Annotated in this window: 7 protein-coding genes (1 of these 7 cut by a window edge); 2 read left to right on the plus strand and 5 right to left on the minus strand. The window is 69.4% G+C overall.

Annotated elements, in window-relative coordinates; all coding sequences use genetic code 11:
* Both FL344_RS07925 and FL344_RS07930 read right to left on the minus strand, forming a co-directional pair.
* Nucleotides 1–14,649: the 5' end (the start) of a non-ribosomal peptide synthase/polyketide synthase gene (locus FL344_RS07925; RefSeq protein WP_141618077.1), read on the minus strand. Its footprint begins 31,536 nt before the window's first position; only the first 14,649 of its 46,185 coding nucleotides appear in the window; it begins with the start codon at nucleotides 14,647–14,649; its stop codon lies beyond the left edge, outside the window.
* A gap of 142 nt (nucleotides 14,650–14,791) precedes the next feature.
* Nucleotides 14,792–17,110, minus strand: a complete 2,319-nt coding sequence (locus tag FL344_RS07930) for a TIGR02266 family protein (RefSeq protein ID WP_141618078.1) — start codon at nucleotides 17,108–17,110, stop codon at nucleotides 14,792–14,794.
* Nucleotides 17,111–17,284: 174 nt separating this feature from the next.
* Between FL344_RS07930 and guaB the strand changes: the two genes are divergently transcribed.
* Complete coding sequence (guaB, locus tag FL344_RS07935) at nucleotides 17,285–18,742, plus strand: IMP dehydrogenase (protein WP_141618079.1); 1,458 nt, start codon at nucleotides 17,285–17,287, stop codon at nucleotides 18,740–18,742.
* 120 nt (nucleotides 18,743–18,862) lie between these two features.
* On the opposite strand, the gene FL344_RS07940 is transcribed toward guaB, so the two are convergent.
* The gene (locus FL344_RS07940) at nucleotides 18,863–19,510 is read right to left on the minus strand and encodes a hypothetical protein (RefSeq protein WP_141618080.1); all 648 of its coding nucleotides are present in this window, start codon (nucleotides 19,508–19,510) and stop codon (nucleotides 18,863–18,865) included.
* Between the two features lie 86 nt (nucleotides 19,511–19,596).
* Between FL344_RS07940 and guaA the strand changes: the two genes are divergently transcribed.
* Nucleotides 19,597–21,150 carry a glutamine-hydrolyzing GMP synthase gene (gene guaA / locus FL344_RS07945; RefSeq protein ID WP_141589744.1) on the plus strand — a complete coding sequence of 518 codons (1,554 nt, stop codon included), beginning with the start codon at nucleotides 19,597–19,599 and terminating at the stop codon, nucleotides 21,148–21,150.
* 121 nt (nucleotides 21,151–21,271) lie between these two features.
* On the opposite strand, the gene FL344_RS07950 is transcribed toward guaA, so the two are convergent.
* On the minus strand, nucleotides 21,272–23,365 hold the full coding sequence (locus FL344_RS07950) for a S46 family peptidase (RefSeq protein WP_141618081.1): 2,094 nt from the start codon (nucleotides 23,363–23,365) through the stop codon (nucleotides 21,272–21,274).
* 304 nt (nucleotides 23,366–23,669) lie between these two features.
* On the minus strand, nucleotides 23,670–26,090 hold the full coding sequence (locus FL344_RS07955) for an ABC transporter permease (RefSeq protein WP_141618082.1): 2,421 nt from the start codon (nucleotides 26,088–26,090) through the stop codon (nucleotides 23,670–23,672).
* Nucleotides 26,091–26,223 lie beyond the last annotated feature (133 nt).

Here is a 26,223-nt window from a genome sequence, read left to right on the forward strand (position 1 = left end):
CACGGGCGTCGACGGCTGGCGCTCAATCCGCGCCCATTCCTCATCCAGAACCACGATGAGCTGCGAACCGGCGGGCAGTTCGTCCTCCAACGCGGACTCGGTGAGGATGGCGGCCACACCCGAGTCTTCGGCCATGAAGGCCAGCCGCTGCGCGGGGTACGACGCGTCCAGTGGCACATAGGCGCCGCCCGCCTTGAGGATGCCCAGCAGGCCCACCAGCAAGTCCAGGCCCCGGTGCAGGAAGACGCCCACGCGCGATTCGGCGCCAATGCCCAGCGAGTGCAGGTGGTGCGCGACCTGGTTGGAACGCGCATCCAGCTCCGCATACGTGAGCGTGCGGCCCTCATGCTCGACGGCGATGGCCTGCGGAGTCCTCAGCGCCTGCTCCGTGAAGAGCGAAGGCACGGTCGCGTCCACCGGATAGGCGGCCTGGGTGGCATTCCAGGTCGAGAGCACCTGCTGGCGCTCCTGGGCCTCCATCATGGGCAGCGCACTGAGCCGCTGCGAACCGGCCCCATCCACCACCGCCGACAGCAGCACCCGCAGGTGCTCCACCATTCGCCTGGCGGTGTCCGCGTTGAAGAGGTCCTGGCTGTATTCCAACTGGCCTTCCAACTCGCCGCCGCGCGCCCTCATCGCGAGCGTCAAGTCATACCGGGCCGTGTCCGTCGCGCTTGGCAACACGTCGACGTGGAGCCCCGGAAGCGACGGCGCTTGGATGAGGTCCGAGTTCAGGAGCACGAAGAGCGTCTGGAACAGCGGCGTCCGGGACAGGTCGCGCTCACCTCCCACGGCATCCACGAGCTGCTCGAACGGCACGTCCTGATGGGCGAAGGCGCCCAGGGCCTCGTCGCGGACACGGGTCACGAGCTCGGCGAAGGTCGGATTGCCGTTCAACCGGCAGCGAAGCGCCAGGGTGTTGACGAAGAAGCCAATGAGCCCGTCGAGTTCCGGCCGCGTGCGATGGGCCACCGACGTGCCCACGCAGAAGTCCGTCTGCCCGGAGTAGCGAGCGAGCAGCGCCTGCCAGCCCGCCATCAGCACCATGTACAACGTGGCGTTGTGGGCCGAGCCCACTCGTTCCAGGCCAGCCACCAGCTCCGCGGACAGCGAGAAGAAGTACGAAGTGCCCTTGGCGCTACTGACCGCGGGACGCACATGGTCGGTGGGCAGCTCCAACGTGGGAGCGCCCTCGAGCCGCGAGCGCCACCAGTCCAGTTGCGGCGCCAGCGCCGGGCCCTCCAGTACGCGCCGCTGCCACACGGCGTAGTCCGCGTACTGCACCGTCAGCGCTGGCAGTGGGGACTCACGGCCCTGCGACAGCGCCTCGTAGAGCGCGGCCACTTCCCGCACCAGCACGCCCATGGACCAGCCGTCCGAGATGATGTGGTGCATGCACAACAGCAGCACATGCACGTCCGGCCCGGTGCGCAGCAGCACCGTGCGCAGCAGCGGACCCTGCTTCAAATCGAAGGCGTGGTGAGCCTCTTCGGCGATGCGGACCTGGACGGCCGCGTCACGGGCGCCAGGCTCCAAGCCGCTCAAGTCCTCCACGGGCAGCGGCCATTCGGCGGGCGCCGGGTGGATGCGCTGGACCGGTTGACCTTCGCGCGTGACGAAAGTGGTGCGCACCGCTTCGTGACGGCGGACCACTTCCAGGAAGGTGCGCCGCAGGGCCTCCTCGTCCAACCGTCCCGTGAGCCGCAAGGCCGCGGGCATGTTGTAGGTGACCTGTCCGGGATGCAGTTGCTCAATGAACCACAGGCGGCGTTGAGCGAACGAGACGTCGAAGGTCGCCTCGCCCTGGACCGGCCGGGGCAGGGACTCCAAGGGAAGCAAGGTGCCGGTCCGCGGCGCCGACTCCAGGCGCGCGGCGAGGCGCGCCACGGTGGGGGCCTCGAAGAAGGTGCGGAGCGGCAGGTCCACGCCGAGCTGCGCGCGCAGCCGGGTCACGACTTGGGTGGCCAGCAGCGAGTGGCCACCCATGAGGAAGAAGTCGTCGTTCAGGCCCACGCGTTCCAGACCGAGCGTCTCGCGGAACAGGGCCGCCAGTTGCTGCTCCAGCTCCGTTCGAGGCTCCACGTAGTCCGCCGCCCCCAGACCGAGGTCCGGAGCCGGCAGGGCCTTGCGGTCCACCTTGCCATTCGGCGTCAACGGGAAGGCGTCCAGTCCGACGAACGCCGACGGGACCATGTAGTCCGGCAGATGCTGGTGCAGGTACTCACGCAGCGGAGCCACATCCGCCTGCGGGGGAACGACATACGCCACCACGCGATTGCTGCCGGAGGCTTCCTCGCGCACGACGGCCGCGGCCTCGGCGACAGAGGGATGGGCGCGCAGCACGGCTTCGATTTCACCCAGCTCGATGCGGAAGCCGCGCACCTTCACCTGGTGATCCAACCGGCCCAGGAACTCCAGCACGCCGTCCGGACTCCAGCGGACGCTGTCACCCGTGCGGTAGAGCCGGGCTCCGGGGGTGGCGCTGAACGGGTGAGGCACGAAGCGCTCGGCCGTGAGGTCCGGGCGGTTCAGGTAGCCGCGCGCGAGGCCCGGTCCTCCCAGGCACAGCTCACCCGGCACGCCCACTGGCACGGGACGCAGCGCCGGGTCGAGGACATAGACCTCGGTGTTGTCGACGGGCCGGCCAATGGGGACGGAGCGGCCCACGGAGTCCCCAGGCGACAGTGTGAACCGGGTGGCCATGGTGCTGCATTCGGTGGGCCCGTAGCCGTTGGTCAGGGCACCACCCCGCGCCAGCCGCTCCCGCGCACGGGGGGCTGGCATCGCTTCGCCGCCCATCAGCAGGTTGGGCACTCGCGCCAGGGCCTCGGGCTGGTGCTGCTGCAACAGGTCGAAGAGCGACGTCGCCAGGACGAGCCACGACACCTTGTGCTCGACGATGAGCCGGGCCACCGCGTCCGGCTCGGGCGTCCCGGGCGGGTACACGACGAGCTTGCCGCCGTGCAGCAGCGTGCCCCACAGCTCGATGCTGGAGACGTCGAAGGCCAGAGGCGAGAGCTGAAGGGTGACTTCCTCGGGCGCCTGGGTCAGGAAGCGGGAGCCCTCGCTCAGCCGCAGCAAGCCCCGATGCGGCAGGGCCACGCCCTTGGGCGTTCCCGTGGACCCCGAGGTGAAGGTAGCGAACGCCAGTCCCTCTGGGACCACGGGAACCTGCACGGCCTCCGGGGACTGACGGGCGATGTCCGCCGCATCCGCGTCCAGCGCCACGACATGCCACGGGCCGTCCTCGAGGGAGGGCAGCAGCGATTGCCACGTCAACACCGCGGACAGACGCGCCGTCGAGGTCGCATGCTCCAGGCGCTTGACGGGCCAGGACGGGTCCAACGGCACGTAGCAGCCACCGGCCTTGAGTGCCCCCAGCACCCCGATGATCAGCTCCAACCCGCGCGCCGCGCACACGCCAATGCGGGCCTCCGGCTCCAGTCCCAAGGACACGAGGTGCCGGGCCAACTGGTTGGAACGAGCGTCCAGCTCCGCGTAGGTGAGCGAACGGCCTTCGAAGGTCACCGCGATACGCTCCGGCGTGCGCCGGGCCTGCTCCATAAAGCGCTGATGAACGGTGGTGTCGGCGGGGTAGGGCGCAGCCGTGTCGTTCCAGGCCACGAGCACTTCGTGGCGTTCGGCCTCGCTCCACAGCGGCACCGCGCTGATGCGGCGTGAAGCGTCCTCCACGACACCCTCGAGCAGCCGCTGGAAATGCTCCACGATGCGGCGCGCGGTCTCCGGTGTGAACAGGTCGAGGCTGTATTCGAGCTCGCCTTCCAGGCGCCCGCCGCGCTCGACCAGCAACGCTGACACGTCGAACCGGGCCGTGTCCGTGCCCGTGCGCAGCACGTCGACAACCAGGCCCGGCAGCGTGGGCGGCTGCATGGGGGCGTTCTGGAGGACGAAGGCGGCCTGGAACAACGGGGTGCGCGACAGGTCGCGCTGGCCACCCATCACCTCCACCAGCCGGTCGAAGGGAACGTCCTGGTTCGCGAAGGCCGCCAGGGATTCCTCGCGGACTCGCGCCACCAGCTCATCGAAACGAGGATCGCCGTCCACGTTCGCGCGCAGCGCCAGGGTGTTCACGAAGAAGCCGATGAGCCCTTCGAGCTCGGGCCGCGTGCGATGAGCCACCGGCGTGCCCACGCAGAAGTCCGTCTGCCCGGAGTAGCGAGCGAGCAGCGCCTGCCAGCCCGCCATCAGTACCATGTACAACGTGGCGTTGTGGGCCGAGGCCACGCGCTCCAGCCCAGCCACCAGGGAAGGCGGCAGCGTGAACGTATGCGTGGCCCCGCGAAGCGTGCGCACCGCCGGACGCGGGTGGTCGGTGGGCAACTCCAACGTGGGAGCCCCCTCGAGCCGTGAGCGCCACCAGTCCAGCTGCGGCGTCAGCGCCGGGCCTTCCAGCACACGTCGTTGCCATGCGGCGTAGTCCGCGTACTGCACCGTCAGCGCTGGCAGCGCGGCCTCACGGCCCTGCGACAGCGCCTCATAGAGCGCGGCCACTTCCCGCACCAGCACGCCCATGGACCAGCCGTCCGAGATGATGTGGTGCATGCTCAGCAGCAGCACATGCACGTCCGGCCCCGTGCGCAGCAGCACCGTGCGCAGCAGCGGGCCCTTGTCCAGGTCGAAGGCACGGTGGGCCTCTTCGACCATGCGGGCCTGCGCGACCGCGTCACGGGCGTCGGGCTCCAAGCCACTCAAGTCCTCGACGGGCAGTGGCCACTCGGCGGGCGCCGGGTGGATACGCTGGGCCGGTTGACCCTCGCGCATGACGAAAGTGGTGCGCACCGCTTCGTGACGGCGGACCACTTCCAGGAAGGTGCGCCGCAGCGCCTCCTCGTCCAACTGCCCCTTCAACTGCAATGCCGCAGGCACGTTGTAGGTGAACTGTCCGGGCTGCAGTTGATCCAGGAACCAGAGCCGCTGCTGCGCGAACGAGACGTCGAAGGTCGCGTCGCCCTGGGCCGGCCGGGGCAGGGGCTCCAAGGGAAGCAAAGTGCTGGTTCGCGGCGCCGACTCCAGGCGCGCGGCGAGGCGCGCCACGGTGGGGGCCTCGAAGAACGTGCGGAGCGGCAGGTCCACGCCAAGCTGGGCGCGCAGCCGGGTCACGACCTGGGTGGCCAGCAGCGAGTGACCTCCCAGTTCGAAGAAGTCGTCGTTCAGGCCCGTGCGTTCCAGGCCGAGCACCTCGCTGAACAGGACCGCCAGTTGCTGCTCCAGCTCCGTTCGGGGCGCCACGAAGTCCTCAGCCCCCAGACCGACGAGGTCCGGAGCCGGGAGGGCCTTGCGGTCCACCTTGCCGTTCGGAGACAGGGGCAGCGTGCTCAGCGCCACCACGGCGTTGGGCACCATGTACTCGGGGAGCCGCTGGCGCAGATGTTCCCGGAGGGCCGCGGTGTCCACGTTCTCCGGCGTCACGTAGGCCACCAGCCGCCGGTCCCCCGGGATGTCCTCGCGCACCACGGCAATCGCCGTCTCCACCGCGGAGTGATTGCGCAGCGCGGCCTCGACTTCACCCAGCTCGATGCGGAAGCCCCGCAGCTTCACCTGGAAGTCCACGCGGCCCAGGAACTGGAGCGTGCCGTCCGCCCGCCAACGCGCACGGTCTCCCGTGCGGTACAACCGAGTCCCCGGAGGCCCGAAGAGATTGGGCACGAAACGCTCGGCCGTCAGCGCGGGCTGGCCCAGGTAGCCCCGGGCCAGTCCGTCGCCACCTATGAGCACCTCACCCGGGACACCCACAGGCACCGCCTGCATCGCCGAATCCAACACGTACACCTGGGTGTTCGCGATGGGCCGTCCAATGGAGACGGAGTCACCCACTGCTTCACCCGGCGCCATCCGGTGGCACGCAGTGAAGGTGGTGCTCTCGGTGGGGCCGTAGCCGTTCACCAGCCCGACGCCCTGCGCCAGCCGCTCCCGGACGCGAGGCGCTGGGAGCACGTCGCCACCAGCGAGCAACTGACGCACCGTGCCCAAAGCCTCCGGCTGGTGCTGCTGCATCTGCTCGAAGAGGGCCGCCGTCAGCCAGAGCACCGACACCTGGTGCCGCACCAATGCCTGTCCCAGCTCCGCCAGGTCCGGCGTGCGCTGCGGGTAGAGCACCAGGCGCGCCCCGTGCAGCAGCGCACCCCAAATCTCCAGGGTGGACGCGTCGAAGGCCAGCGGCGCCAGTTGCAGCACCACCTCCGACGGCCCCAAATCCACGAAGCGAGAGCCGATGAGCAGGCGCACCACGCCCCGGTGCGGAATGGCCACGCCCTTGGGCATTCCCGTCGAGCCGGAGGTGTAGGTGATGTACGCGAGCTGGTCGGGACTCGCGAGCCCGCCCGTCACGGGCGTCGAAGGCTGGCGCTCAATCCGCGCCCATTCCTCATCCAGAACCACGATGAGCTGCGAACCGGCGGGCAGCTCATCCTCCAACGCGGACTCGGTGAGGATGGCGGCTACACCGGAGTCCTCGGCCATGAAGGCCAGCCGCTGCGCGGGGTACGAAGCGTCCAGCGGCACATAGGCGCCGCCCGCCTTGAGGATGCCCAGCAGGCCCACCAGCAAGTCCAGGCCCCGGTGCAGGAAGACGCCCACGCGCGATTCGGCGCCAATGCCCAGCGAGTGCAGGTGGTGCGCGAGTTGGTTGGAGCGCGCATCCAGCTCCGCATACGTGAGCGTGCGGCCCTCATGCTCGACAGCGATGGCCTGCGGAGTCCTCAGCGCCTGCTCCGTGAAGCGCTGATGAACGGTGGTGTCAGCGGGGTAGGGCGCAGCCGTGTCGTTCCAGGCCACGAGCACTTCGTGGCGCTCGGCCTCGCTCCACAGCGGCACTGCGCTGATGCGGCGTGAAGCGTCCTCCACGACGCCGCGGAGCAGCCGCTGGAAGTGCTCCACCATGCGGCGCGCGGTCTCCGGAGTGAACAGGTCGAGGCTGTACTCGAGCTCGCCCTCCAGCCGCCCGCCACGCTCGACCAGCAAGGCGGTCACATCGAACCGGGCCGTGTCCGTGCCCGTGTGCAGCACGTCGACGACAATGCCCGGCAGCGTCGGTGGCTGCATGGGGGCGTTCTGGAGGACGAAGGCAGCCTGGAACAACGGAGTGCGCGACAGGTCGCGCTGGCCGCCCAGCACCTCCACCAGCCGGTCGAAGGGAACGTCCTGGTTCGCGAAGGCCGCCAGGGACTCCTCGCGGACTCGCGCCACCAGCTCATCGAAACGTGGATCGCCGTCCACGTTCGCGCGCAGCGCCAGGGTGTTCACGAAGAAGCCGATGAGCCCTTCGAGCTCGGGCCGTGTGCGATGAGCCACCGACGTGCCCACGCAGAAATCCGTCTGCCCGGAGTAACGCGCGAGCAGCGCCTGCCAGCCCGCCATCAGCACCATGTACAACGTGGCGTTATGGGCCGACGCCACGCGCTCCAGGCCCGCGACTTGCTCCGAGGACAGCGTGAAGAAGTACGAAGCGCCCCGACCGCTACGGACCGGGGGACGCGCGTGGTCGGTGGGCAACTCCAGCGAGGGAGCGCCTTCGAGGCGTGAGCGCCACCAGTCCAGTTGCGGCGCCAGCGCCGGGCCTTCCAGCACGCGCCGCTGCCACGCGGCGTAGTCCGCGTACTGCACCGACAACGCGGGCAGCGCGGCCTCTCGCCCCTGAGACAGCGCCCCGTAGAGCGCGGCCACTTCCCGCACCAGCACGCCAATGGACCAGCCATCCGAGATGATGTGGTGCATGCACAGCAGCAGCACATGCTCGTCCGCGCCGGTGCGCAGCAGCACCGTGCGCAGCAACGGCCCCTTCTCCAAGTCGAAGGCGTGGTGGGCCTCTTCGGCCATCCGGGCCTGCACGGCCGCGTCGCGGGCCTCGGGCTCCAGGCCGCGCAGATCCTCCTCGGGCAGCGGCCATGCAGCCGGCACCGGGTGGATGCGCTGGGCGGGCTGGCCCTCGCGCGTGACGAAGGTGGTGCGCACCGCTTCGTGACGACGGACCACTGCCAGGAAGGTGCGCCGCAGGGCCTCCACATCCAACGGTCCCGTCAGCCGCAGGGCCGCAGGGAGGTTGTAGGCAGCCTGCCCGGGGTGCAGCTGCTCCAGGAACCAGAGCCGTTGCTGCGCGAAGGACGCCGCCAGTCCTTCGTCAGCGGACGGACCGCGCTCCAACGGGACCAGTGCCGGGACACCCGGTGCGTCGGCCCGTTGGACCTGCGATTCGATGCGCTCCGCCAAACGGGCCACGGTTGGCGCGTCGAACAGGGTCCGCAGCGAGATCTCCGTGTTGAGCTGCGCGCGCACGCGCACGACCACCTGCGTGGCCAGCAGGGAGTGGCCCCCCAGCGCGAAGAAGTCATCGTTCGCGCCGACTCGGGACTGGCCCAGAATCTCACCGAAGATGCGCGCCACCTTCTCCTCGGTGGGCGTCCGGGGCGCGATGAAGGCGTCCGCGGCGCCCAGGCGCTCGGCCTCCGGCGCGGGCAGTGCCTTGCGGTCGACCTTGCCATTCGGAGACAAGGGCAGGGCGGGCAGCACCACGAAGGCCGAGGGCACCATGTGCGGCGGCAGCTTGTCCGCCAGCGCGTCGCGGAGACGGCTCACCGCCTGTGCACTCCGAGCCCCGCGCAGCGGATCGCTGGCAAGGCCATCCCAGGAGGTGACCTGCTTGGGTTCGGGGGACAGGTCGAGCGTGCCCACCTCATCGGGGCGCGCGAACACCACGTCCAGCGCACCATCCCGGTGCGCGGAGGCCCAGCTCACCCGGACCTCGTAGCCGAGCTCCGAGCCGAGTACGTACAGGTCCTCCGGCTCCACGCCGCGGGGCCCCGGCCAGTCATGCAGGGCCTCGCGAAGACCCGCCACCGTGGGCGGAGGCGTGGCGGACAGCAGTTCAACGAGCCGAGTGGACTCCAGGACTCGCGCGTTGGGGAGCCCCCGCACGGCCAGCAGTCCGGGCCGTGCGCTCAGTTGTTCGCGCAGTCCGTCCAGGGTGAATCCGGCACCATCCACCCAGTCCGGCTTCGTGCTCAGGGCGGGAGTCTTGGCGGCATCGCCGACGTGGAGGATGACCTCGTAGCGGAAGCGGCTGAGCTCGTTGTCGTAGCGCCCGTGCTTCGGCAGCACCTCCACGCGCTGGATGCCCGGGATGCGCTCTGGCAGGGCGGTGAAGAAGGCAGGGGAGAGGACCAGTTCCTTCTCCGCCAGGATGTCGCGCTGGACGCGGTAGGCGAACTGGGACGTGGCCACGGGGCCCGCGGTCCGATGCAGGCGCACCGAGGCACGGAAGGCTTCGAGCAGCTCCAGGCTCCGCACGTCGCCCAGGAACACCCGGCCCCCTGGCTTCAGGACGCGCACGGCTCCGCGAAGCACGTCGAGCAGGAACTCAGGGCTGGAGAAGTACTGGACGACTGAGTTGATGACGACTGTGTCGAACGAGCCCAGCTCCAGGCCCGAGAAGTCATCCACGCTCCGATGCAGCAGGTGCACGGAGTCGAGAGCACCGCCCATGCGCTCACGCTGGCGCTCGATGCGGTCCAGGGCGGGCCGGGCGAAATCGACGCCCCAGTAGGCCTCGCAGCGAGGCGCCAGCCGGTACAGGAGAAGGCCGGTGCCGCACCCCAGCTCCAGCACCCGCTTGGGCTGGAAGCTGAGGATCTGCGCCACGGTGGTGTCCACCCACTCACGCATCTGCGCGGGCGGAAGCGACTCGCCGGTGTAGCTGTCCTCCCAGCCGACGATGTTGAAGGTCGGGTCCTCGCTCTCCGTCGTCTCGCGTGCGTAGGCCTCGTCATAGATGGCCTGCCACTGAGAGGACGCGTCGACCTCCTGCGCCGCCGCATCGTCCAGGACGACGTAGGCCACCAGCCGCTGGTCACCCGTCGAATCTTCACGAGCCAGCACCACGGAGTCGCGGACGGCCCGGTCCGCGGCAAGCGCGGCCTCGACTTCACCCAGCTCGATGCGGAAGCCGCGCAGCTTCACCTGGAAGTCGGCCCGGCCGAGGTACTCCAGCGTGCCGTCCGGCAACCACCGCGCCACGTCTCCGGTGCGGTACAGGCGCGCGCCCGGAATGCCGCTGAAGGCGTCGGGGATGAAGCGCTCCGCCGTCAACTGCGGCCGCTGCCAGTACCCGCGTCCTACCTGCACGCCGCCAATGTGCAGCTCGCCCGGAATGCCCACCGGCGCCGGCTGCCCGTGCACGTCCAGCACGTACAGCACCGTATTGGCTACGGGCCGGCCAATGGGCACCCGGTGGAAGTCCTCGCCACGAGGGCAGGGCCAGTACGTGACGTCCACCGCTGCCTCTGTCGGCCCGTAGAGGTTGTGCACCCCAACCGGCGCGGGCAGCCGCGCGTACGCCTTCTTCACCAACTCCGCGCTCAACGCCTCGCCGCTGCACACCACTCGCCGCAGGCTTCCCAGCCCCTCCAGCCCGGGCTCCTCCACGAAGGCGCGCAGCATGGACGGCACGAAGTGCACCGTCGTCACGCCCTCCGCCTTCATCAGCTTCACCAGGTACGCCGGCTCCTGGTGGCCACCAGGCCGCGCCACCACCAGCTTCGCCCCCGCCAGCAGCGGCCAGAAGAACTCCCACACCGACACGTCGAAGCTGAAGGGCGTCTTCTGCAGCACCACGTCCGTGCCGTTAAGCCCGTACTCCTCCTGCATCCACTTCAGCCGGTTGACGACGCCCCCGTGCGCATTCATCGCCCCCTTCGGACGCCCCGTGCTTCCTGAGGTGAAGATGACGTATGCCAGTGACTCCGGGCCCACTCGCACCGACGGCTTCGTCACTGGCTGCTTCGCCACTTCTCCCGCTGCGCTGTCCAGGCACACCACTCGCGCGGCGCTGGGCGGAAGCACCGACTTCCACTTCTCGTGCGTCAGCAGCACCGACGCACCGGTGTCCTCCAGCATCCACCCCAGTCGCTCCTTCGGGTACGCCGGGTCCACCGGCACGTAGGCCGCGCCTGCCTTCAGCACGCCCAGCAGCGCCACCACCATGTCCACCGAGCGCTCCAGGCACACGCCCACCAGCGACTCTGGTGCCACCCCCAAGCCACGCAGGTGGTGCGCCAACTGGTTGGCCTTCGCGTCCAGCTCCCGGTACGTCAGCCGCTCCGACTCGAACGCCACCGCCACCGCGTCCGGCGTGCGCTCGACTTGCGCTTCGATGAGCTCCGTCAGCGTGCCGGACGGAGGCGCATCGACGCGGGGATTCCAGCCGTGGAGCGCGTGCTGCCGCTCGGCTTCGCTCATCAACGGCAGGGTGGTCAGCGGCGCATCCGGCGCCTCCACCATTCCGCGAATCACGTGCTCCAGATGACTCAGGAGCCGGTCCGCCGTCTCCGCATCGAACAGGTCCGCGGAGTACTTGCAGCCAATCAGCAGGCCTTCAGGGCGGTGCGTCGCCTCGAAGGTCATGTCCAGCTCAGCCGTGTGGTTGTCCACCAGGGACACGTCGAGCGTCAGCCCGCCGCGAACGGACAACGCGCGCGGCAGCTCGTAGTCGTCAAGGATGAACCCCACGTTGTACAGCTCGCGCCGCTCCGCCCCAGGCTGTTGCACGGCCGCGAGAATCTGCTCGAACGGCACGTACCCATGCGCGAGCGCCCCCAGCATCCGCGACTTCACCTCGGAGAGCATGTCCGCGGACGTCGCGGCTTCGGGCAGGCGGACGCGCAACGGGATGAAGTTGGTGCAGTCGCCCATCAGCTCGCGAGTGCCCGCCGCGTCACGGCCGGAGATGACGGTGCCCACGACGAAGTCGGACTGGCCGCTCCAGCGGTGCAGCACCGTGGCCAGCGCGGACATCACGCTCATGAACGGCGTGGCGCCCTGGCGCCGCCCCAGCGTATGCAGCCGGGCCATGAGAGACGCGGGCAGCAGGCGCAGGCGACGAGCACCGTGGACGGACAACCGCTGCGGCCGGGACCGGTCGGTGGGCAGGGCCAGCAACTGTGGCGCGCCGGCCAGCGTCTCCTTCCACCACGTCAGCTCCGTGGTGAGCGCATCCGGCGTGAAGTACGCGCGCTGCCACGCGGCGAAGTCTCCGTACTGGAACTCCGGCTCCGCCAATGGCGACGACCGTCCCTCCACGAACGCGCCGTACAGGGCCGCCAGCTCGCGCATGAACAGCGCAACGGACGTGCCGTCCACCACCAGGTGGTGCAGGACGGTCAGCAGGACGTGGTCCTCCGGCCCGAAGCGCAGCAGGGAGCACCGCACCAGCGGGCCTGCCTCCAGGTCCATGGGGCGTTGCGCATCGAGCACTGCCTGGGCTTCGAGCGTCGCCTGCCGCGCGTCACCGCTCACGCCCGTGAAGTCCAGGCACGGCAGGGAGACGGGGCCCGCCGCCTGCACACGCTGAAGCAGCGCGCCATCGCGGGACGCGAAGCGGGTGCGCAGCACCTCGTGCCGGCGCAGCACCTCCGACAGGGCCCGTTCCAGCGCCGCCACGTCGAGCGTCCCGCGCAGCGTCAGCGCCACCGGAATCTGGTTCGACGTCCAGGATGGATCCAGTTGGAGGAGGTACCACAGCCGCTCCTGCGTGAAGGACGCGGGAGTGGGCGCGTCACTAGCGGGACGGCGCTGGAGCGGGGGCAACCGGCGGCCCGTGCCCTCCGCGGACACGGACTCCGCCAGCGACCGCAGACTCAGGTCCTGCAACAGCGCGGCAATGGAGACGCGCACCCCCAGCCGCTTCTCCACGCGGCCCTGGAGGTCGGCGGCCCCCAGCGAGTCCAGGCCCAGCAACGTCAGCGGCGTGCTGGCGTCCTGTCCAACGGCCTCGGCGCCGAGCACCGCCACCAGCTCCTCACGCAGCGCCGTCTCCAGTGCATCCTGGGAGAGCGCGGGCTGGATGGCCGGAGCGGGCGCGGGCGGGGACGCGGGCCCCGAGATGACCCCCGTCCCGCTGCGCCACACGATGGGCAGCTCGCCGGACACCAGGGCGGCACGGCAGGCGAAGCGCTGGATCTTCCCGCTCGACGTCTTCATCACCGAGCCCGGCGGCAGCAGCGCCAGCGTGTGCGGCTGGACCTGAAGCTCCGCGACAATGGCCTTCCGCAGCGCGTCCGCCACGGCGCCCAGCGCGGCCGGGTCCGAGCCCTCCGCCAGGTCGCGCGACACCTCCGCGACCACTGCCAGGGCCTCGCCCTCCGGAGTCTCGATGGCGAACGCCGCGATGCAGCCTGGACGCACCTTGCGGTGGGCCCGCTCCACGATGCTCTCCACGTCCTGCGGATACAGGTTCCGGCCCCGCAGGATGATGAGGTCCTTGCGTCGGCCGGTGACGATGAGCTGCCCGTCCTCCAGCAGCAGCCCCAGGTCGCCGGTGCGCAGGTACTTCGGACCGGCCTCCGCCCCCACCGGGACCGCCTGGAAGATGTCCACGCTGTCCTCGGGCTTGCGCCAGTAGCCCTGCGCGACGCTTCCACCGGAGACCCAGATTTCGCCCACCTGGCCCGGCGCACGTGGCACGCGCGACTCCGGGTCCACGATCAGCAGCCGCTGCTCGGCCAACGTGGAGCCGCAGCCGATATGGGTCCTCGAACCCTCGGAACCGGGCTCGACGCGGACCGCCTGCCCGCGGCCCAGCGCGGCGTCCTGCAGGACGTGCACCCGCGGCACGCGGCCCTTCTCCTCACCCGTGACGATGAGCGTGCCTTCGGCCAGGCCGTAGCAGGGGTAGAAGGCCTCGCGGCGGAACCCGCTGGGCGCGAACACCTCTGCGAAGCGATCCAACGTGGCGGCGCGAATGGGCTCCGCGCCGCAGAAGGCCAAGTCCCAGGCCCGCAGGTCGAGCGCCTGGATGTCCTCGGGCGTGGCCCGCCGCGCGCACAGCTCGAACGCGAAGTTGGGTCCACCGCTGATGGTGCCGCCATGCCGGGACACGGCCTCCAGCCAACGCATGGGCCGCTGGAGGAAGGACATGGGCGACATGAGCGTCACGGGGAAGCCCGCGAACAGCGGCTGGAGGATGCCTCCGATGAGGCCCATGTCGTGGTACGGCGGCAGCCAAATGACGCCCGAGCTTTGCGGCCCCGTCTGGAAGGCGCCGGCAATCAGCCCCAGGTTGTGAATCAGGTTCGCGTGGCTGAGCATCACGCCCTTGGGCGTGCCCGTGGAGCCAGACGTGTACTGGAGGAACGCCAGCGTCTCCGGGCTCACCTGGGGCTCAATCCACGACGACTCACCGCCCGCGGGCAGCTCATCCGTCGCCAGCCACTTCAGCGCCCGGAAGTCCGGCGCCTGTTCGAAGACGAAGTCCGCGAGCGAGAGGATGCCGGACGTGGTGAGCACCACCGTGGCCTCGGCGTCCTGGATGATGGCGCGAAGGCGGGGCAGGGTGCGCTCCAGCCGCACCGGGTCCGGCGGATAGGCGGGCACCGCCACCGCCCCCGCGTAGAGGCAGCCGAAGAAGCCCGCCACGTAGTCCAGCCCCGGCGGGTACAACAGCAACACACGCTGGCCCTGCGCGCCCTGTGCCTGCAACAGCGCGCCGATGCGCGCCGCCTGCGCGTGAAGCTCCCTCGCGCTCAGCGAGGCTTCCTCACCGTCTGAATCGCCGAGAAAGGCGTACTGTTTCCGGTGCGCCGTCTCGCTGAAGGCGCGTTGGGTCAGGACTTCGAGGAGGGTTCGCGGAGTCTCGTGCATGGGAGCGCGCTCGTCTGTCCGGAAGGAAGCGAGGCGCTACATAGCAGGCAAATCCGACCTTCTAGGGGCTGGCCAGGTTCACCGGAAAATTCCCGGAACCACACATGACACGGAGTGTGAGCAGGGCACGCAGAGCGCGTTTTCAGGCTCTTCCGAACAACCCCCTGAGCCACTCCATGAAGCCCTTCTGCTTGGGTGCAACAGCCGCACTGACAGTGGGAATCGAGGGCACGGGCGGCGAAGACGCGGGCCGAACGAGCACGGGCCGTGCGGCCGACGCGGCGGCGGCCGTGGCCATGGGCACCTTCACCGGAGCGGATGGCCCCGTGGCCGTGGCCCCCGCGTGGCCCGCGCTCCGTGCCGCGGCTGCCGGACCCGACGCCGGCGGCGCCTCCGACTCGAGCTGTGCCAGCCGCGCCTTCACGGCCTCCGGGGTGTCGCGCGTGGTGAAGGTGCTCGTCACTTCGCGGCCCGACGAGGCCTCGCGCGCAGTGACCTTCAGCAGCGACTCATTGCTGACCTCGAAGGTGACGTTCACCTGCACGGCCCCACGCGGGAGCTTCGGCAGGCCCTCCAGCTTCAGCGTGCCCAGGTACTCGTTGTCAGCGGCCTTGTCGGAGTCGCCCTGGAACACCGTGAGCTCCAGCTCCGTCTGGCCGTCGCGGTGCGTGGCCAGGGTGTAGCTCTTGGTGGACGGCAGCGACGTGTTGCGCTCCATCACCGCCTTGAAGCGGCCACCGGGCAGGCCCACGCCAATGGCCATGGGCAGCACGTCGATGAGCACCACGCCTTCCAACTGCCCCAGGCTGTGCGCCAGCAGCGCCGCGCCCAGCGCCACGGCCTCGTCCGGGTGCACGCCCTTGCTGGGCGGCTTGCCGAAGAACTTCGTGATCTTCTCGTGCACCAGCGGGAAGCGGCTCTGCCCACCGACGAGGATGACCTCGTCGATGTCCTGCGGCGTCACCTTCTTCGCGCGGAGGACCTCCTCGCAGACCTGGAGGGTGCGATCCACCAACCCCTCCGTCAGCTCCACCAGCTTCTGCCGCGAGAGCATGACGTCCAGGTCGCACGGCTTGTTGTCGATCATCGTCACGAACGCGACGTGCACCCGCACCTCCGAGCGCTCCGACAGCGCGCACTTGGCGCGCTCGGCCGCGTCGTTGATGCGCTGCAGGGCCACCCGGTCCCCTTGGAACGCTCGGCCCGTGGTCTTCTGGAACTCGTCCAGGAGGTACGTGACGAGAGAGGAGTCGAAGTCGATGCCGCCCAGGAACGTGTCGCCGCCGGTGGAGATGACCTCGTAGACGTTGTCGTTCAGCTCCAGCACCGACGCGTCGAAGGTGCCACCGCCCAGGTCATAGACGAGCACGCGCTGGTTCAGCTTGCGGCCGTAGCCATAGGCCAGCGCCGCCGAGGTGGGCTCGTTGAGGATGCGCTCGATGTACAGGCCCGCCAGCTTCCCGGCCTCGCGCACCGCCTGGCGCTGGTTGTCGTTGTAGTAGGCGGGGACGGTGACGACCGCGCGGGACACCGGGTGGCCCAGCTGGTTCTGCGCCACCTCCCGGACCTCCCGGAGGATGAGCGCGGAGATCTGTTGGAGCGTGTAGACGTGCTCGCCCAGCTTCACGCCCGCGTCGCCATTCTCACTGGCGGCGATCTCATAGTGGAAGCGGTCCTTGAGCTGCTCCACCACCGGGGACGCGAAGGGTCGGCCCATCAGCCGCTTGGCGCCGTACACCGTCTGGCGCGGATTGGTGAGCATCTGCCCCTTGGCGGGGTGGCCCACCACCAGCTTGCCGCGCGTGTTGACGGCGATGATGGAGGGCACCGTGTTGTGGCCCTCGCGGCTGGGCAGCACGCCCGGCTTGCCGTTGCGGACGTAGGCCGCGCACGAGTTCGTCGTCCCCAGGTCGATGCCGATGACGACACCGGCGCGCTTCGGGTCCTCCGAGCTGAGGTTCAACGCCGCGTTGGAGATCATCCGCGGCGGAGCGGCGGCGGCCTCGGCTGAACCACTGCCTGGCACGGGGGCCGGCGCGTAGAGCTCGGAGGCGAGGGCGACGGGCGCCTGCTCCGTGGGTGTGACGGTGTAGTCCGGCGGCCCTACATTGGGAGGAACCGGGGGAACATCCGATTGGGCGTGGGGCAGGGTGACGACCAGCGAATCCAGGAACCGGCGGGTGGGCGCATCCGCGTTCAGGAAGCGCAGGCCCATGCCGACGACGCCCTGGCCGCCCTGACCTGTGACGTAGTGAACGACAGCCGCCGCGTGGATGATGCGTTCCCCGCCCGCCAGCTTGAGATCCAGGGTGACGGCCGTCCCCGGTGGCTTCACCGCGCGTGCGCGCAGGTAGATGCCTCCCCGGGTCACATTCGGCCCGTACTTCGCCAGGAACTCCTCGGGCGTCGCGAAGGGCAGCTTCACGACGAGCCCGACCGCCGCCTGATTCGATTCCGTCAATGCCCGGTTCCTGAGCCGCGAGGGGATACTGGGTTGCGATTATCGCCCGAACTCCGAGGGAACGGGCGTCAAAATCAGCGCCCTTCTCCGTTGCGCCGGGGCAGCGTACCTCGTATGGAACCGCACCCGCGGGCTGTGGTGCCCCGCGGGCACCTGCCCACGGGAGCGCCGCTCATGCTCAACCCCGATATCCGGCTCGCCCTCACTTTCGACGACGTCCTGCTGGTCCCGGGCGAGAGCTCGGTCGTCCCCAAGGACGTCGACCTGACGACCCGGCTCACTCGCAATCTCCGTCTCAACATCCCCCTCCTGTCGGCGGCCATGGACACCGTCACGGAGTCCCGGACCGCCATCGCCATGGCCCAGGAGGGCGGCATTGGTGTCATCCACAAGAACATGACCCCCGAGCAGCAGGCGCTCGAGGTCCTCAAGGTCAAGAAGTTCGAAAGCGGCATGGTGGTGGACCCCGTCACCATCGAACCGGAGGCCCCTCTGGGCCGCGCGCTGGAGCTGATGCGCCTTCACGGCGTGTCCGGCATCCCGGTGGTGAAGGGCCAGCGGCTGGTGGGAATCGTCACCAGCCGCGACGTGCGCTTCGAGACCAACTTCACCCAGAAGGTGGAGTCGATGATGACGCGCAAGCTCGTCACCGGCCGCGAAGGCATCACGCAGGAAGACGCGCAGAAGCTGCTGCACGAGCACCGCATCGAGAAGCTCCTCGTCGTCAACGACGCCTTCGAGCTCAAGGGCCTCATCACCATCAAGGACATCGAGAAGCGCCGCACGCACCCCAACGCGGCCAAGGACGGCATGGGCCGCCTGCTGTGCGCCGCCGCCGTGGGTGTGTCCGCGGACCGCGAGGCCCGCGTGGAGGCGCTCATCAAGGCCGGCGTGGACGTCATCGTCGTGGACACCGCGCACGGTCACTCCACCGCGGTGCTGGATGGCGTGCGCGACACCCGGAAGAACTTCCAGGGCTTCGAGCTCATCGCCGGCAACGTCGCCACCGCCGAGGCCACCCGCGCGCTCATCCAGGCCGGCGTGGACGCGGTGAAGGTGGGCATCGGCCCCGGCTCCATCTGCACCACCCGCGTGGTGGCCGGCGTGGGCGTGCCCCAGGTGACCGCCGTGGATGACTGCGTCCGCGAGGCCCAGAAACACGACGTGCCCATCATCTCCGACGGCGGCATCAAGTACTCGGGCGACATCGTCAAGGCACTGGCCGCGGGCGCCAACACGGTGATGGTCGGCTCGCTCTTCGCGGGCACCGAGGAGTCCCCGGGTGACGTCATCCTGTACCAGGGCCGCAGCTACAAGAGCTACCGGGGCATGGGCAGCCTGGGCGCCATGAAGCAGGGCGCCAAGGACCGCTACTTCCAGGCGGACGTGGAGGCCGTGAAGCTGGTGCCCGAGGGCATCGAGGGCCGCGTGCCGTACAAGGGCACCCTGGCGATGAACGTCCACCAGATGCTGGGCGGCATCCGCAGCGGCATGGGCTACGTGGGCTGCCGCACCATCGACGAGCTGCGCACCCAGGCCACCTTCGTCCGCATCACCTCGGCCGGGCTCAAGGAGAGCCACGTGCACGACGTCATCATCACCGAGGAAGCACCGAACTACCGCGTCGGGTAGTCCGGAGGGCGCCAGGGGCGCGGCGGCCCGTCCTCCCGCGCCGCGTCCCGAGGCCATGAAAAAGGGCCCGCGCCTCTCGGCGGGGCCCTGGGTGTCCAGCCAGCAACGGCCGGAGCGTCCTTACCGGCCGCGCCTGCGGCCACCACCCGACGCGGGGGCGGACTCATCGGCCGCGGGGGTCGACGGGGCCACGCGCTTCTCCGCGGCGTTCACCTGGTTGAGCAGCGTGTCCTTGTCGTCCGGCTCCAGCGTCTCGATGGCCTGACGCAGGGTGTTGAAGTCGAGCCGGGCGATGGTGACGGTGTTGCCGCCCTTGATTTCCTGGACGGTGGGCACGCCCACCAGCTCCCGCATGTAGGTCTCGAACTCCACCCGGACGTCGGCCGTCTGCTGGATGCAGTTGTCCTTGGCGTTGACCAGGTGCTGGGTGCCCTCGCGGTAGCTCAGGTCCGGGTTGCGGTTCATCGCATCCTCGAACGTGGCGGTCCGCTTGCGGAGGGAGGAGTACAGCTCGATGTAGTCCACCAGCCGGTCTGTCTCCGGCCGGTTCACATTGCGTGCCTTGATGAGCGCCTCGGTGGAGTCCTCACAGGTGAGCTTCTCCAGCTCGGCCGCACCCGGCATCTCCTTCGCAGAGAGATTCTGGGTTTCGCGGTCCAGCCGCTCATCCGAGGAGATCTCCTTCACGCATCCGGAGGCGGACAGCAGGAGTAGGGTCGCAGCAGCGGTAGGGGCGGACAGGCGGCGGAGCATCCAGGCCTCGAACAATTGAAGGTACTTGGGCGTTGTATTCCGGAAGTTTGTAGCGATAAGGGCCCCCAGCCGTCAACGACGCCCCTCTTGGAGACCCCCAGGTGGACCTGCACGCCGAAAAAATCCTGATCCTCGATTTCGGGAGCCAGTACACCCAGCTCATCGCCCGGCGCGTCCGCGAGCTGGGCGTCTACTGCGAAATCCACCGCCCGGACCTCCCGGCGGAGGACATCCGCAAGTACGCTCCCCGCGGCATCATCCTCTCTGGCGGTCCGGCGTCCGTGGAGGCCCCGGACTCCCCCCGGTGCGACCCGTTCGTCTTCGAAGCCGGCGTCCCCGTGCTGGGCATCTGCTACGGCCTCCAGCTCACCGCCAAGCTGCTGGGCGGCAAGATTGACCGGAGCGCCCACCGCGAGTTCGGCAACGCGGAGGTGGAGGTGCTGGCCCGCCGTGGCCCCTTCGCCGAGTTCACCCCTGGGGACAAGGTCCAGGTCTGGATGAGCCACGGCGACCGGGTGGAGACGCTGCCCCCCGGCTTCGAGGCCATTGGCCGCAGCGGCAATTCGCCCTTCGCCGCCACCGCCCACACGACGAAGCCCTGGTTCGGCGTCCAGTTCCACCCGGAGGTGGTCCACACGCCGCAGGGCAAGGCCATGCTGCGCGCCTTCGTCTTCAACGAGTGCAAGGTCAGCGGCTCGTGGACGATGAAGGGCTTCATCGACGAGGCCGTGGGCACCATCCGCCGCCAGGTGGGTGAGCACGGCCGGGTCATCTGCGCGCTGTCGGGCGGCGTGGACAGCTCCGTGGCCGCGCTGCTGCTGCACCGGGCCATTGGCCCCCGGCTCCAGTGCATCTTCGTGGACAACGGGGTGCTGCGGCAGAACGAGCGCGCCCAGGTGGAGGCGCTCTTCGTGGACCGCTTCCACGTTCCGCTGAAGACGGTGGATGCCCGCCAGCGCTTCCTGGACAAGCTGGCCGGGGTGACGGACCCGGAGAAGAAGCGGAAGATCATCGGCCGCGAGTTCATCGCCGTGTTCGAGGAGGCCGCGCGCGACGTGCAGGACGCGGAGTTCCTGGCCCAGGGCACGCTGTACCCGGACGTCATCGAGTCCGTGTCGTACAAGGGCCCCTCCGTCACCATCAAGAGCCACCACAACGTGGGCGGCCTGCCGGAGACGATGAAGCTCAAGCTGGTGGAGCCGCTGCGCGAGCTCTTCAAGGACGAGGTCCGCGCCCTGGGCCGCGAGCTGGGGCTGCCGGATGAGATGGTGTCCCGCCAGCCGTTCCCCGGCCCGGGTCTGGCCATCCGCGTCCTGGGTGAAGTCACCGAGCAGCGCCTGGAGCTGGTGCGGCGCGCGGATGCCATCGTCCAGGAGGAGATTCGCAGCGCCGGCCTCTACAAGGAAGTGTGGCAGGCCTTCGCGGTGCTGCTGCCGGTGCAGAGCGTGGGCGTTATGGGCGACGAGCGCACCTACGAGTCCACCTGCGTGCTGCGCGCCGTCACCAGCGTGGACGGCATGACGGCGGACTGGGCCCGGCTGCCGTTCCCCGTGCTGGAGCGCATCTCCACGCGCATCACCAACGAGGTGCGCGGCATCAACCGCGTCGCCTACGACATCTCGTCCAAGCCCCCCGCGACCATCGAATGGGAGTAGGGCGGTAGGGCGTTTGACGCCCTGACGCGAAAGAGGCTGCCCGGGACATGTGCCGGGCAGCCTCTTCGTGCTTCAGGGGCCCTGGCCGACCGCGCCGGGGCCCCATCTTCGCCCGAAGGCGTTACTTCGCCGGGCTGGCCTTCACGGGCGGGACCTTGGTGCTGCCGGGACGCAGCTCCTCGAGCAGCCGCGTGGCGCCGTAGATCTTCGTCAGCGACTCGATGATGGCCTGGCTGTGGACGCTGACCGAGCGGTTGACGCTCTCGTCGAAGCCGTACTCGCCGCCCAGGGACTGGATGTTGCCGTCGAACACGATGCCGACGATCTCCGCGTCCTTGTTGATGACCGGCGAGCCGGAGTTGCCACCGATGATGTCGTTGGTGGAGACGAAGTTCATCGGCGTGGTGCCGTCCAGCGCCTTCTCGTTCTTCAGCCAGGACTTCGGCAGCGCGAAGGGCTCCTCACCCGTAGCGTGCTCGAAGGTGCCCGCCATCTGGGTGATGGGGCTGACCTGCTTGCCGTTCTCCGAGTAGCCCTTCACCGCGCCGTAGGACAGGCGCAGGCTGAACGTCGCGTCCGGGTACTGGTTGGTGCCGTAGATTTCGAACTTGGACTTGGCCACCAGCTCGCTGTTCTTGCGGATGACGGACTCCACGTTCTCCTCGTACGACTTGCGGATGGCGCGCATGTCCGGGTCCAGCGCGACGGCCAGCTGGATCATCGGGTCCTTGGAGGCCGCGATGGCCGCCTTGCCGCCCTTGTAGAGCGACTGGCGGACCTTCACGTCACGCAGCTTGGTGCCCTTCACCAGCCGGGCGGCCAGCTTCTCCGGGGACTCCTTGCCCAGCACCTTCTTCACGAAGGGGTGGTCGGAGCCCAGCTCCTCGCGCATCTTGGTGAGGCTGAACGTCAGGCGGGCAATCTCCAGCTCCGGGTAGACAGGCGCCGGGCTGAACAGCTGGGCCTCCAGCGCCGGGACGTTGGCCTGGTTGAACTCACGCAGGCGCTCGCCGTTCGCCTTCGGGAGCTCCTCGGCGCCGCGCACCAGCGTGCGGGCCACCTGGAAGAGCGTGGAGGACAGGCCGCCGCCGTTCTCCATGAACGTCAGGTCCTGACGGATGTTGCGCAGCTGCGCCTGGGCCTTGGCGATCTCATCCCACGCCGCGGCGTACTTCTTCTTCATCTCCGGGTTGGCTTCGACCTTCTTGCGCAGCTCCTGCTCCGCGGCGACCTTCTGCGCGAAGAACGTCTTGTCCAGCAGGGCCTCGTGACGGCCCTTGAGCGCCTTCACCGAGTTCTCCACGCCGAACAGCAGGTTGGTGGAGATGCGGCGCTGCTCGGCGCCACGGCGGCCGAACTCCGTTAGCATGCCGCGCATCTCGGAGAGCGTCATCAGCGTCTTGGGCAGCACCACGTCACGCTGGAACTCCAGCTCCGCGATGGTGAGGCCACGCGAGGTGCGGCCCGGGTGGCCGGAGATGAAGGTCAGCTCGCCTTCCTGAGCGCCCTTGTCGGACCACTTGAAGAAGTTGTTCGTCGTCGCCGGCTTGCCGTCCTCGTAGACGCGCAGGAACGTCACGTCGAGGTCGTAGCGGGGGAACTCGAAGTTGTCCGGGTCGCCGCCGAAGAACGCGATGGCGTGCTCGGGCGCCATCACCAGGCGGACGTCCTGGAAGCGCTTGTACTCGTAGAGGTTGTACTGGCCGCCCTGGTACAGGGTGACCACGTCACAGCGCGCCTTGGCGTTGCCGGCGGAGCAGGCCTGCTCCAGCTCGGACATCTTCGCCTTCAGCGTGTCCGCGTACTTCTTGCCGGTCAGGCCCTGGGTGGCCTTGTTCAGCGTCTCCGTGACGTCGGTGATCTTGACCAACTGGTTGATCTCCATCGCCGGACACTGGGTCTCCTCGCCCTGCGTCTTCGCGTAGAAACCGTTGGCGATGTAGTCCTTCTTCGCCGTGGAGAGCTGGTCGATACAGCCGCGCGCGCAGTGGTGATTCGTCATCACCAGGCCGTTGGCGGACACGAAGCTGGCCGAGCATCCACCCGCCAGACGCGCCGAGGACAGGCGCACGTTGTCCAGCCACTGCTGGGAAGGCTCGAAGCCGTACTTCTCCTTCACCTTCGCGGAGGGAAAGTTGTTGTAGGTCCACATGCCCTCGTCGGCCATCGCGGGAGCCGCGCCGAGGAGGGTGGCAATCACGAACAAACGCTTCATGAAACGGTCCTTTCCAGGGCCATGGGTGTCGCGGTTCTGCGGGAAGCTCCTGGCTGGGTCAAGCCAGTAAAAAACAGGGAAGATTTCCCGGGGAACCCAACATGCGAGCAGGCTCCTGATTCCCGCCGCCAGAGGTTGGATTCCGAGGAGAAACCGACCTTGAACCAGGCCCATTGAGGAACAACGTGACGCGGAGGAAAAAGTCGCATTCGCGTCTGGATTTCCCGTCAACGCGACGTGTCATCCGGCTGCGTGCCATGACTGGGATTCCGCATCCCGCGCCTGGGACGCGGAAGTCCCGACGTCAGTCCTTCCGGAGCGCCTGAAGCGGGTCCATTCGTATCGCCCGCCGGGCCGGAATCCAGCAGGCGAGCAACGCCACGGCTGCCAGCAGTGCCGCCACGGCCCCGAACGTCCACGGATCCCGCGCGCTGACGCCGTGAAGCTGGCTTGCGAGCACCTGGGACAGGACCCACGCCGCTCCAATTCCCACCCCGAGGCCCAAGGCCGTCATGCCCGCGCCCTGGCTCAGGACGAGCCGAAGCACGTCCGCGGGCCGGGCACCGAGCGCCATCCGGACGCCCAGCTCCCGCGTGCGCTGGACGACCCGGAGCGAGATGACCCCGTAGAGGCCGTAGGCGGCGAGCAGGACGGCAAGGACAGCAAAACCGCCGAGCAGCCCCAGGACGAGCCTGCGCATGGCCAGGGATTGCGAGATGACCTGCTCCAGGGTGAGCGCCCGGTAGACGGGCACGGTGCCGTCCACGCGGCCGATGGCCTCCCGGATGGCCGGCAGCAGCGTCTCCGGCTGCACCGAGGTGCGTGTGACCAGGACGAGCCCGTCATCGCCCCAGGGCCTGCCATGAGGGACGTGGAACTCGGCGAGCGGTTCGCGATCCAGTCCCGCCTGGCGGACATCGCCCACGACGCCGACGATGGTGTACGGCGTCGCCCCGATGCGCAGCCGCTGGCCCAGGGCACCGCCTGCCGGAAAGTGCCGGCGGGCCAGGGCTTCGTTGACGATGACCACGCCGGGCTGGTCCGGCGCGGCGTCCAGGGACGTGAAATCGCGCCCCTGGCGCAACGGGATGCCCATGGCGGCGAAGTAGCCCGGACTGGTGGCGCGGCGCTCGGCGCGAGGTTCGTCGCCGGGCTCCGGCAGAGGAGCTCCTTCGACCTGATACCGAGCGTTGTTCCAGGCCCGTTGGATGGGGAGCACGGACGTCATGCCCGCCGCGGTGACGCCCGGGAGCGCGCGAACCGCCTCCAACACCGGCTCCAAGAGCCGTCCCGGCAGCTCCGCGTCCAGGGCGCCGTCCTTGAAGAACCGGTCGTCTGGGATGGACAGGTGCAGCGTGAGTACCTGGCCGGGGGCAAGTCCGGTGGAAGTCCCCAGCAGGTGCAGGAAGCCGCGTCCGAGCAGGCCCGCGCCGACGAGCAGCACCAGCGATAGGGCGATCTCCACAACCACCAGCGAGGCCCCCAGGCGACGGCCGAAGCCCGGCACCGTGCTGCCATCGCCCGCGGCGGCGAGCCCACCACGGACGTCCAGCCGGGAGACCTGGAGGGCCGGAAGCAGCCCGAAGGCCAGGCCGCTGACGCTGGTGATTCCGAGGAGGAACAGGAAGGCCGCGCCGTCCAACGCGATGTCCTGGCGCCGGGGCAGGCTCTCCGGCGCCAGGGCCAGCAGCGCGTCCAGGCCCCAACGCGCCAGCAATGCGGCCAGCGCGCCGCCCAGAAACGCCAGCAGGAGGCTTTCGACCAGGAGCTGCTGGACGACCCGGGCCCGGCCAGCGCCCAGGGCCAGACGAACGGCCAGCTCGCGCCGCCGGGTGCCGGCGCGGGCCAGCAGCAGATTCGCGACGTTCGTACACGCGATGAGGAGCACCAGGGCGACGGCCCCCAGCAGGACCTGGAGCGGCGCCCGCCAGGACTGCGTCTGGCTTTCATCGAGCGGAATGACCCGGGCGCTCCGGTCCCGGTGGGATTCCGCCTGGGCCGCCGCGGAGTTCGCGGCGACTTGCTTCAACTGGGCCTCGGCGGAGGCCAGCGAAAAGCCCGGCGCCAGCCGGGCCCGGAGGGTCAGCACCGTGGAGCGGGTCCGAGCGGCGGCGTCTGGCGGAGCCACCAGGGGCAGCCACACGTCGGTGGCTGCATCGAAAGACGCGGGCATCACGCCAATGACGGTGTGGGACAGGCCATCCAGGCTCACGGAACGGCCGAGGACGGCTGGGTCGGCGCCAAAACGGGCGCGCCAGAGGCGCTCACTGAGGACCGCGACCGGGGCCTGGCCGGGCAGGTCCTCGTCGAGCGCGAAAGTCCGGCCCAGCAAGGGCGGCACGCCATGAACCGTGAAGAAGTCAGCCGTTCCGCGAAGCGCCTGGAGGCGCTCAGGCGCATCCTGGGCCTGGAGGGTGACGCCGCCGCCTGTGAATGCCGCCATGTGCTCGAAGGCCGGGCTGTGTTGGCGCCAGGCCCAGAACGTGGGCCAGGAGACCGGACCGCCATAGCCCTGGGGGCGCAGCTCGACGAGGCTGACCAGCCGCTCGGGTTCCGCGTACGGCAGCGGCCGGAGGAGGACCCCGTGAACCACGCTGAAGATGACGGCGTTGGCGCCAATGCCCAGCGCCAGGCACAGCACGGTGGCGGCGACGAAGCCGGGTGAGCGGCGGAAGGTGCGGAGCGCGAAGCGAACATCCGCGGCGAGCGAATCGAAGAAGGTCATGGCGGGGCGTCGGGAGTGGAGATCCTGCCGGATTCGACTGCAATCGACGGACCCGAAACCGGCCCGGACGGCCCAGAAACCCAGGGCGGGGAACGGCCTGAATCGACCCCAGGTTTCGCGCCCGCTTAGTTTA

Origin of the sequence: Myxococcus sp. AB036A, from assembly GCF_006547355.1 — a bacterium.
GTDB lineage: Bacteria > Myxococcota > Myxococcia > Myxococcales > Myxococcaceae > Myxococcus > Myxococcus virescens.